We start from the raw sequence: 635 nt of genomic DNA, 5'->3' as shown, positions 1-635 counted from the left end.
ATCGCCAGGCCCTGGCGGCAAGCGATGCGGACGCCGGCGATCACGTCGAAGACAGCACCGCGCTGTTCTACGCCCTGCTCGAAAACGATCAAGTGGTGGAAGCTCGCGAAGTCGCCGACAACCTGGCGAGCACCCAGAAACCCCGGGTCGAGCTCAAGGGCTTGCCCATCGGCAACCCCAACGACGCCTGGATGGACGCCCAACAATTGGCCGCCCAGGCCGGCACCTATGGCGCCGACCTGCCCGCCAGCGAAAAAGGCCTGGAAGCCCTGGTGCAACAGGCCCCGGGCAATATCGGCCTGCGCCTGGCCCAGGCCGATATGTACCGTGCCCGCGACTGGCCACGGCGCGCCGAAAACACCCTCAAGGAAACCGAAGCCCAGGCCCCGCGCGACATCGGCCTGGAGGTTTCCCAAGGCCACACTGCCCTCGATCTGCAGGAATGGCGTCAGCTCGATGCACTCACCGATGACGTGGTCGACCGCGCCCCGGACAACCGCCAGGTACAGCGCCTCAGCCGCCTGCGGGATGTGCACGACATGGCCGAATTGCGCGTCGAGGCCTACACCGGCAAAAGCAACGGCGGCGGCGATAACGGCGCGGGCGCGGTGTCCGGCAGCCGCGATTTCGGCATC

1 pseudogene is annotated in these 635 nt (G+C 67.2%); it reads left to right on the top strand.

Features of this window, described 5'->3' with window-relative positions:
* A pseudogene (locus tag HX846_RS37240) lies at window positions 1-635 on the top strand (poly-beta-1,6 N-acetyl-D-glucosamine export porin PgaA); the annotation flags it as partial.

The sequence above is a fragment of the Pseudomonas sp. K5002 genome (assembly GCF_013386655.1).
Classification (GTDB): Bacteria; Pseudomonadota; Gammaproteobacteria; order Pseudomonadales; family Pseudomonadaceae; genus Aquipseudomonas.
This window is presented reverse-complemented; position numbering and strand designations above follow the sequence as displayed.